Source organism: Nocardia wallacei (assembly GCF_029868745.1).
In the GTDB taxonomy this organism is placed as follows: Bacteria; Actinomycetota; Actinomycetes; order Mycobacteriales; family Mycobacteriaceae; genus Nocardia; species Nocardia wallacei_B.
The window spans coordinates 1-8,854 of the sequence record NZ_JARWOP010000094.1; the positions used below are offsets into that span (position 1 = coordinate 1).

An 8,854-nucleotide genomic window follows, 5' to 3' on the forward strand; every position below is an offset into this window, starting at 1 on the left:
GGGCACCTTGATCAACCGCTCGGGAATGACGTCGCGGACCTTCTTGCCACGCAGCTTCGTCACCATCCGATCGCAGGTCGATTCGTCGATCACCCCGGCCAGTGACGGATCGTCCTGCACGTACCGCGGCACCAGGAACCGCACGACCTGCGAGGCCGGAAGTACCGCTTCGGGCCGCCCGTCGGCCGTGGTGACCAGGATGCCGGGCAGTCGATGCTCGGCCAGCAGTCGTGCGGCATCCAGCGCGTCGGTGTCCATGGTGACCACCGGATATTCCTCGGCTATCTGCGATGCGTGCACACCCGCAGGATACGACGACGCCGGTGCTGATCGCTCGCACGAAATCCGTCAAGATCACTTCGGTGACTGGCATCGGTCGCTCCCCGCGTCGGATCCACGTCGCCCGAGGTCTCGGGCCACGTTCGCCGACCAGACTTCCCGGCACACCGCCAGTAAAGATGCCGTAAAGGTGGCGCTCACGGCAACCCGACGCTCCGGCACACACCGCGATGGCGGCGTTAGCTCTACGAATTCTTCCGGTGTCGACGTGGTCGCCACGCCGAGTCGGCCGAGCACCCTAGGGAGCTCGCGGAAGAGGGCCAGCGCTTGTAACTGGAGGTTGGTGGCCTCGGCGTGGTTCCAGGTCCACATGTGCACGAGGCCGAGGTTGGTGAGGGTATCGGCTTGGCCGCGGCGGTCGCCGAGTTCGCGGTAGAGGGCCAGTGCTTGTTGTTGCAGGTCGGCCCCGGCGGCCGTGGCATGGTCGTAGTCCAACAGCCGATCCACCGCTCGACGGTCGGTGTCGGTCAGGTCGGTTGCGGTCGCGGCTCATCGGGCGATCACGACATACATCCATGCCGCGCAGCCGGCAGCCAGGCCGCCTCATCGAACATCGCCTACGACCGTCGGATGGTTGCGAGGGTGATCACGCCGAGACTGCACGGGCTTCATCGGCGGCATGAGTGCGCGCTGCCGGTGCGCGAGGTCCGATTCACGAGGCGAAGTTCGGGCACAGGTTCGTCGTTGCCGCGCTGACGAACAGTGTGCCCTGGCTGAACTGGTAACCGCTCGACAGCGGATTGTTCGTCGAGAACCGACACGCCCGCGCGCAGGTGGTCGCAGGTCGCGTGTCCTGCGGTGATCATCTCGGCCGTCGACTGTCCGGGCAGTGTCGCGTTGTTGAGGGTGATTTCGTCGACGAACGCGGCTTCAGCGGTGCCGATGTCGGTGGTGGCGGCGGCCGTTCCGCCTACCGCGCATCCCAGTGCGGCAAGGGCGGCGATGCAGGCAATTGCGAAGGGGCGTCGGCTGGTTCGTTTGGTCACCATGATGTCATCCTCGTGTTCGGGGCCGTGGGTGTTGTAGTAGCAACGATCCCGCAGCCGACGTCGCGAAAGAACCCACCCCAGGGCTGAAGCGGGGCCACCGGAAGGCGGGAGGGTCGGGATGTAGAAGCGCGAGGTCGCCGCGCGCGAAGCCCACGGCGGCGAGGGCCGCATCCGCGCCGCCCGCTCGTTCTGCTCGGCAGCCCGGTCTGGAATGTGCGCGCACCCATGATCATGTCCACCTTCGTCCACGCCGTCGACCTCACCGGCAAGACGGTGTTGCCGTTCGTCACCTACGCCGTCAGCGGCATGGGCACCGTCGAGGACGACTACCGAAACATGCTCCCGCACAGCGACATCAGGAGCGGCCTGGCAGTGCGCGGCGAGACCACCGCCGATGCCGGACCCGACGTCGACCGCTGGCTCCGGGCCACGGGCCTGACCCGATGACGATGTGTCCACGGCTTGTCGAAGTGCTGGTACGGCAGGCGCACGCGGATTGCTCCGGCCAGTCCTGAATCCGGGCGAACTGCCGACCCGGTTGCCCTTGTTTTGTGCTTCCCCGGAGGGCTCGAACCGGGCATCGGCTGACCTGCAAGTATCGGTTCCGGATAGCGATCCGGAAGTGGTGCGCGGCACCGAAAGCTTCGTTTAACTGCGAAGGCGCTGTCGCAGGTTGGTGCCCCCGGCAGGATTCGAACCTGCGACACCCGCTTTAGGAGAGCGGTGCTCTATCCCCTGAGCTACGAGGGCTGGTCGGACGGTGGTGTGGTCCGGCTTGGGCGGAGTCTACCGGGTGGGGGTGGGATCGGGGCATTGCGGGAGTCCGGCGTGGGGTGGCGCGGGCGGACTTCCGCTGGGAGTGCGGTATAGGTGGGTTGTGGGTGCCGGGGCTGGTCAGGGAGTGGTCGCCACCCCATCCTCATACTCCTCTGGGACGAAGCGGCGGGTTTTCCAGCGGTAGAGGACTGTGGCGCCGGGCCAGTTGTTGGTGATGCGGCCGGAGGCGTTGCGGTACCAGCTGGAGCAGAAGTTCCAGGGGGTGTCTTCGAGGCGGTTTTGGAGCCAGTTGTCCCAGGCTTGTTCGGCGGTGGCGCGGGCGGAGACGAAGTGGCCGGGGTGGGCGGTGAGGTAGCGGGTGGCTTGGCGGATGTAGCGGGCCTGGGATTCGAGCATGTAGATGATGGAGCCGGAGCCGACGTTGGTGTTGGGGCCGTACATCATGAACAGGTTGGGGAAGCCGGGGACCGAGATGCCGAGGTAGGCGCGGGCGCCCTCGGGGGACCATTCGTCGGAGAGTTTGCGGCCGCCGAGGCCGTAGATGTTCATGGGGGCCAGGAATTCGGTGCCTTTGAAGCCGGTGCCGTAGATGATGACGTCGACCTCGTGGTCGACGCCGTCGGTGGTGCGGATGCCGGTGGGGGTGATGGCCTCGATGCCGGTGGTCTCGACGGTGACGTTGGGTTGTGCGAGCGCGGGGAAGTATTCGTTGGAGAACAGGCCGCGCTTGCAGCCGGGGGCGTAGTCGGGGGTGAGCTTCTCGCGCAGGACGGGGTCCGAAATCTGCTTGGCGCGATGGCGATCGGCGAGGGCGACGACCGGCTTCTTCATCGCGGGGATGTCGGTGAGGGCCAGGGCCAGGACCTCGAACAGGCCCCAGATGGCGAAGCGTTCCGCGAGGCGGCTCGGCGGGAAGTACTTGAACAGCGCGTGATGCCTTGCGCTGTACTCGGTGTCGAACTTCGGCAGCACCCAGGCAGCCGATCGCTGGAACAGGGTCAGGTGGCCGGCCTTGGGCTGGATGCGCGGAATGTACTGGATGGCACTGGCTCCCGTGCCGATGCAGGCCACCCGCTTGCCGGTGAGGTCGACGCTGTGGTCCCATTCGGCGGAGTGGAACGCGGGGCCGGTGAAGGTGTCGATGCCGGGGATGTTCGGCATGGCCGGGCGCGACAGCTGGCCCACCGCGGGCACCAGGATGTCGGTGGTCAGGGTGGCGCCGTCGGCGGTGCGGACGTGCCAGACGCCTTGGCGCTCATCGAATTCCGCGTCGGTCACCTCGGTGCCGAACCGGATCTTCGCCGGTACGCCGTGCTCGACGGCGACCTTGCGCATGTAGGCGTGGATGTCGGCCTGCTCCGAAAAGCGCCGTGGCCAATCGGATTTCGGTGCGTACGACCAGGAGTACAGCGGCGACGGGACGTCGCAGGCCGCGCCCGGATATGTGTTCTCCCGCCACACGCCGCCGAGGTCGTCGGCCTTCTCCAGGATGGTGAAGTTGTCGATGCCGGCGCGCTGTAGTTCCAGCGCCATGCCGAGGCCGGCGAATCCGGCGCCGATGATGAGGATGGACGGCGTGCGAGTCATACCATGAGATTAAGTGTCCCCAGGGCGGGGGACGAAGAGATCTGCGGACATCAAATCCATATTTCCGGCCACGCTGTTCCCGGATTTCCCGCAGGTCGAAGCCTTATCATCACCTTCAGGTGCCCTGCGGCCCGACGCGTGCGCGCCGGACTCTCATACCTCGACTGGACACGCGCCCATCTCGGTCCCTACTATTTCTTACTAGGGAATTACTTCAAAAAGCCTGTCCCGGTGCGGGTTTGGCGCTTCGACGGTGCCGCAGGGGGCGACGTCGAGAGCCGGGCTCGGTCCGGGGCGGTCTGCCGGTCGGTTGCTCTGCGCCGGGTGAACCGATCGGCAGCGGCGGCTGCGGGTGGCGAGTGTGGGGTTCGCCGTGTGCAGCCGCCATTTTCTTTCGCGTCGGCGACGTGGTTACCGGTGAGTTCGAATTCGGCTATCCTCGCGGCAGATGTGACCTCGTTCACTGGTGAGGAGTGGCGTTTCAGATGTTGAGCACTATGCAGGACGAGCAGTTGTCGCTGGCAACCTTGCTGCGCTATGCGACGACGTTCCACGGCAACGCGACGGTGTCCACGTGGACCGGTGACGGGGTGCGTACCACGACCTTCCGCGAACTCGGGGTGCAATGCGCGCAGCTGGCGAACGCGCTGCGCGGCCTGGGTATCGGCGAGGGCGACCGGGTCGGCACCTTCATGTGGAACAACACCGAGCACATGGCCGCCTACGCCACGGTGCCGGCGATGGGCGCGGTGCTGCACGCGCTCAACATCCGGCTGTTCCCGGAGCAGCTGGTGTATGTCGCGAACCATGCCGAGGATCAGGTCGTCATCGTCGACGGCTCGCTGGTACCGATGTTCGCTCAATACTTGCCGCAGCTGCGGACGGTCCGGCACGTGATCGTCGCCAACGGCGACGCCGCGAGCCTGACCGCGCCGGACGGCGTGCAGGTGCACTCCTACACCGAACTGCTTGCCGCGCAACCGGATACCTTCGACTACCCGGTGATCGACGAACGCTCGGCGGCCGGAATGTGCTACACCTCCGGCACCACCGGCGACCCGAAGGGCGTGGTGTACTCGCACCGCTCCAACTGGCTGCACGCGATGCAGGTGGTCTCGCCGAACAGCATGGGCTTCACCGCCGACGACACCGTGCTGACGATCGTGCCGCTGTTCCATGCGAACTCGTGGGGCATCCCGTACGCCGCCATGATGACGGGCACCAGTCTGCTGATGCCCGACCGCTTCCTGCAGCCCGGCCCGCTGCTACAGATGATGGCGGCCGAGCGGCCGAGCTTCGCCGCCGCCGTCCCGACCATCTGGGGCGGCGTGCTCGCCGGGCTGGACGCGCAGCCGCAGGACATCTCGCACCTGCGCACCTGCGTGGTCGGCGGCTCCGCGGTGCCGCCCGCCATGATGCGGGCCTTCCAGGAGAAGCACGGCGTGCGGCTGCTGCACGCGTGGGGGATGACCGAGACCTCGCCGCTGGGCAGCGTCGCGCATCCGCCCGCCGGTGTGGTGGGCGAGGCGGAGTGGGACTACCGCTACACCCAGGGCCGGTTCCCGGCCGCGGTGCAGGCCCGGCTGGTCGGCGACGACGGCTCGGTGCAGCCCAACGACGGAGAAGCGCTGGGAGAGTTGGAGGTTCGCGGCCCGTGGATCACCGCCTCCTACTATTCGCCCGAGGGCGCGGTGGTCGATCCGGACAAGTTCCACGACGGCTGGCTGCGCACCGGCGACGTCGGCAAGATCAGTCCCGACGGCTTCCTCACGCTGGTCGACCGCTCCAAGGATGTGATCAAGTCCGGCGGCGAGTGGATCTCGTCGGTGGACCTGGAGAACGCGATCATGGGGCATCCGGCCGTGGCGGAGGCCTCGGTGATCGGCATCCCTGATGAGAAGTGGGAGGAACGGCCGCTGGTGGCGGTCGTGTTCAAGGAGGGCGCCGCCGCCGAGCCCGCCGAACTGCGCGATTTCCTCGCCGACAAGTTCGCCAAGTGGCAGCTGCCCGAGTATTGGACCGTGATCGACGAGGTGCCCAAGACGAGCGTCGGCAAGTTCGACAAGAAGCGGCTGCGGGCGCGGTTCGCCGACGGCGAGCTGGAGGTCACGACGCTGTAGGGAGTGCTGTTGGCGGTCTGTCAACAGTATGTCGTACGCTGCGTGCACCGGTTGCCGACCGGTGCACGCAGCGAAGGGTTAGCTCATGGCCGAGACGAGCAGCGACGCTCCGGCGTTCGCCGACATGGTGAACGGGGCGCTGGAGTTCACGATTCCGATCGCGCACAAGATGGGTGTGCGGGCGCTCGAGGTGCGGCCCGGGTTCGCCGCGACCACGGTGCCGATCGAGGGCAACGGCAACCACTTCGGGGTCATGTACGCCGGTGTGCTGTTCACCGTCGCCGAAATCCTGGGCGGCGCGATCCCGATCGCCACCTTCGATACCGCGAAGTACTTCCCGCTGGTCAAGGATCTGCAGATCTTCTTCCGCAAGCCCGCCAAGACCGATGTGCGCGCGCAGGCCGAGCTGTCCGACGAGGAGATCGCCCGGATCGTCGCCGCCGCGGAGGCCCACGGGAAGGCCGACTTCACGCTGAAGGCGACCGTCACCGACGCCGACGGCGTGGTGGTCGCGGAGACCGAGGGGCTGTATCAGCTTCGTGCGCACGGGAAGTAGGTGCCGGGCCGAAGGAGTGGGCGCGTCCACGGGAGTCGCGATAACCTGGGGGCTCTCGCCGTAGGCGGGTGGACGAGGAGGTCCGGCATGGTTGCTGTGCGTGCGTGCGCCGCGGGAGATGACTACCGCGGCAAGGGGGTTGGCGCATGACGGTGAACCTGTTGAAGACACTGGGCGTCCGGTTGTGGACCGAACTGGAATATCTGTGGCTGTGCGTGGGCAGCGGCGTGGTCGGCCTCGAGTCGCCGATGCCGCTGCTGGCGGCGGGCACCGAACTGCTGCGGCACGGCGGTTTGCCTGCGCTGCTGCGCCTTTCGGCGGGCCGCTACGGCGAGCGCACCGCGGTCATCGATGAACTGGGCGCGCTGAGCTACCGGGAACTCGACGACCGCTCGAACCGCTTGGCCAACGAGTGGCGCAAGCGCGGCCTGCGTTCCGGTGAGGGCGTGGCGATCCTGGCCCGCAATCATCGCGGACTGCTGGACGCGATGTTCGCCGCCACCAAGTGCGGCGCCCGAATCATCCTGTTGAACACCGACTTCGCGGGTCCGCAGCTGCGCGACGTGACCGCGCGCGAGGGCGCCGATCTGCTGGTCTACGACGAGGAGTACGAACCGATCCTCGGCGATCTCAGCCCGCGCCGCGGCGCGTATCGGGCCTGGACCGACACCAGCCACCCGAGCAGCCTGGAGGCCCTGATCGCCGCGGGTTCCGCCGCGTCGCCGCCGATCACCGGCCCGGGCTCCAAGATCATCCTGCTGACCAGCGGCACGACCGGCACGCCGAAGGGCGCGGCCCGCTCGGAGCCGCGTTCGCTGGAGCCGCTGGGCGCGATCCTCAGCCGGGTGCCGTTCCGCACCCGCGAGGTGACCGAATGCCCGGCGCCGCTGTTCCACACGCTCGGTTTCGCGATGTCGTTGCTGGCCATCGGATTCGGCTCCACCCTGGTGATCCGGCGCCGCTTCGATCCGCAGCAGGTGATCGACAGCATGTCCCGGCACCGCGCGACCGCCCTGATCGCGGTGCCGGTGATGCTGGCCCGCATCGCCGACCTCGGCCCCCGGGCGCTGGCCGGCCGCGACCTGTCCCGGCTGCGCATCGTCTTCGTGGCGGGATCGCAGCTCGGCGCCGACCTGTGCCGGCGGATCACGGCGCTGCTCGGCCCGGTGGTCTACAACCTGTACGGCTCCACCGAGGTCGCGTACGCCACCATCGCCACCCCCGCCGACCTCGCCGAGGAACCCGGCTGCGTGGGTCGGCCCGTGCTCGGCGCGGTGGTGCGGGTCCTCGACGACCGGGGCGCCGAGTTGCCGCCCGGCCTCACCGGCCGCATCTTCGTCGCCAACGCCTTGCAGTTCGAGGGCTACACCGGCGGCGGCGACAAGGAACGCGTCCGCGGACTGATGTCCTCCGGCGACCTCGGCCACTTCGACTCCGCCGGAAGGCTTTTCATCGACGGCCGGGACGACGACATGATCGTCTCCGGCGGCGAGAACGTCTTTCCGGCCGAGGTGGAGGAATTGCTCAACGCGCACAGCGGAATTCGCGAGGCGGCGGTGATCGGCGTGGCCGACGACCGGTTCGGCGCGCGCCTGAAGGCATTCGTCGTGCGCGACGACGACACACTCACCGCCGACGATGTCAAGTCCCACGTGAAGGCGCACCTGGCGCGCTACAAGGTGCCCCGGGAGGTCGTCTTCCTGGGAGAACTGCCGCGCAACCCGACCGGCAAGGTCCTCAAGCGGATGCTGCAGGAACTCTGATCCGAGCCTGCCGAACCGCTTGGTACGGAATGTCCGTGTCGCAGCCGGGACCCGGGGTCGCGAGAGGGAAAAATGCTCCCCAGCGCACCAGCGGGACCCGGAAGGAGACGCGATGGCGAAGTGGACGGCCGCCGAGCTGACCAGGATCGCAGAGACGGAGGAACTGCAACTGGCGGCGGCGGGCCGGGACGGCACGCTGCGGATGCCGGTGACGATCTGGGTGGTGCGGCACGGTCGCGAGCTGTACGTGCGCTCGGTGAACGGGGCGGACTCGGCCTGGTTCCGGACCGCGCGCGACAGCGGCCACGGCCGGATCCGGGCCGGCAGCATCGACCAGGACGTCGACTTCGCCGACGCCGATCACGCGCTGGACGACGACATCGACGGCGAGTACGCGACGAAGTATCAGCGGTACGCGGCCAGCATCATCGCCGAGATCACCAGTGCCAAGGCGCGATCCACCACCTTGCGGCTACTGCCGCGCGAATGACGGTCGCCGACAAGCGAATCGGGGGGGGGGGGGGGGGGGGTGGTGGGGGGCGGCGGGGGGGAGGTGGGGACGAACAGCAATAGAGTAGGAGTAGGGGTGGAGCTGTTCCCGCGCACCCAGCCGCGCGGCGCCGAACGCCCGCTGAGGGCGATCTCCCGGGTGACGGCGACGAACCAGGTCAGCAACGACAATTTCGACGGTCATCCGCCGCACCAGGTCAACCTGCTGCACCG

General features: G+C 67.9%; 10 protein-coding genes and 1 tRNA gene. 6 read left to right on the forward strand and 5 right to left on the reverse strand.

The genetic code is table 11. The features are described 5' to 3' along the window. The 3 genes from QH470_RS06990 to QH470_RS07000 all read right to left on the reverse strand — a co-directional run. The coding region (locus QH470_RS06990; protein ID WP_280271449.1) for a CBS domain-containing protein at positions 1–300 on the reverse strand (300 nt) is incomplete at its 3' end. Positions 301–354: 54 nt separating this feature from the next. Further along, positions 355–786 (reverse strand): tetratricopeptide repeat protein, encoded by a 432-nt coding sequence (locus QH470_RS06995; RefSeq protein WP_280271450.1) that lies wholly within the window; start codon positions 784–786, stop codon positions 355–357. Between the two features lie 161 nt (positions 787–947). Then, positions 948–1,577: a DUF732 domain-containing protein gene (locus QH470_RS07000; protein ID WP_280271451.1), complete on the reverse strand. Its 630-nt coding sequence runs from the start codon at positions 1,575–1,577 to the stop codon at positions 948–950. Between QH470_RS07000 and QH470_RS07005 the strand changes: the two genes are divergently transcribed. Then, entirely contained in the window at positions 1,554–1,775 is a 222-nt protein-coding gene (locus QH470_RS07005; protein WP_280271452.1) for a flavodoxin, read from the forward strand. The two genes, QH470_RS07000 and QH470_RS07005, sit on opposite strands and share 24 nt — an antisense overlap. Before the next feature lie 227 nt (positions 1,776–2,002). On the opposite strand, the gene QH470_RS07010 is transcribed toward QH470_RS07005, so the two are convergent. Together QH470_RS07010 and QH470_RS07015 are read right to left on the reverse strand one after the other, a co-directional pair. Next, a tRNA-Arg gene (locus QH470_RS07010) sits at positions 2,003–2,078 on the reverse strand. 144 nt (positions 2,079–2,222) lie between these two features. Next, entirely contained in the window at positions 2,223–3,692 is a 1,470-nt protein-coding gene (locus QH470_RS07015; RefSeq protein ID WP_280271453.1) for a flavin-containing monooxygenase, read from the reverse strand. A gap of 485 nt (positions 3,693–4,177) precedes the next feature. On the opposite strand from QH470_RS07015, the gene QH470_RS07020 reads away from it, so the two are divergent. The 5 genes from QH470_RS07020 to QH470_RS38200 form a co-directional block, all read left to right on the forward strand. Further along, positions 4,178–5,812: a long-chain fatty acid--CoA ligase gene (locus QH470_RS07020; protein ID WP_280271454.1), complete on the forward strand. Its 1,635-nt coding sequence runs from the start codon at positions 4,178–4,180 to the stop codon at positions 5,810–5,812. 85 nt (positions 5,813–5,897) lie between these two features. Continuing rightward, positions 5,898–6,368, forward strand: coding sequence for a PaaI family thioesterase (locus QH470_RS07025; RefSeq protein WP_280271455.1), 471 nt, complete (start codon positions 5,898–5,900; stop codon positions 6,366–6,368). Between the two features lie 146 nt (positions 6,369–6,514). Next, the gene (locus QH470_RS07030; RefSeq protein WP_280271456.1) at positions 6,515–8,131 is read left to right on the forward strand and encodes an acyl-CoA synthetase; all 1,617 of its coding nucleotides are present in this window, start codon (positions 6,515–6,517) and stop codon (positions 8,129–8,131) included. 112 nt (positions 8,132–8,243) lie between these two features. Next, positions 8,244–8,621 (forward strand): DUF2255 family protein, encoded by a 378-nt coding sequence (locus QH470_RS07035; protein WP_280271457.1) that lies wholly within the window; start codon positions 8,244–8,246, stop codon positions 8,619–8,621. Between the two features lie 96 nt (positions 8,622–8,717). Beyond that, positions 8,718–8,854: hypothetical protein (locus QH470_RS38200; RefSeq protein WP_425302626.1), on the forward strand; the 137-nt coding region annotated here is incomplete at its 3' end.

Bases quoted from the DNA above. Each gene is read 5' to 3' on its own strand.
- QH470_RS07005 (WP_280271452.1), top strand. From the start codon at position 1,554: ATGATCATGTCCACCTTCGTCCACGCCGTCGACCTCACCGGCAAGACG.
- QH470_RS07015 (WP_280271453.1), bottom strand. From the start codon at position 3,692: ATGACTCGCACGCCGTCCATCCTCATCATCGGCGCCGGATTCGCCGGC.
- QH470_RS07020 (WP_280271454.1), top strand. From the start codon at position 4,178: ATGTTGAGCACTATGCAGGACGAGCAGTTGTCGCTGGCAACCTTGCTG.
- QH470_RS07025 (WP_280271455.1), top strand. From the start codon at position 5,898: ATGGCCGAGACGAGCAGCGACGCTCCGGCGTTCGCCGACATGGTGAAC.
- QH470_RS07030 (WP_280271456.1), top strand. From the start codon at position 6,515: ATGACGGTGAACCTGTTGAAGACACTGGGCGTCCGGTTGTGGACCGAA.
- QH470_RS07035 (WP_280271457.1), top strand. From the start codon at position 8,244: ATGGCGAAGTGGACGGCCGCCGAGCTGACCAGGATCGCAGAGACGGAG.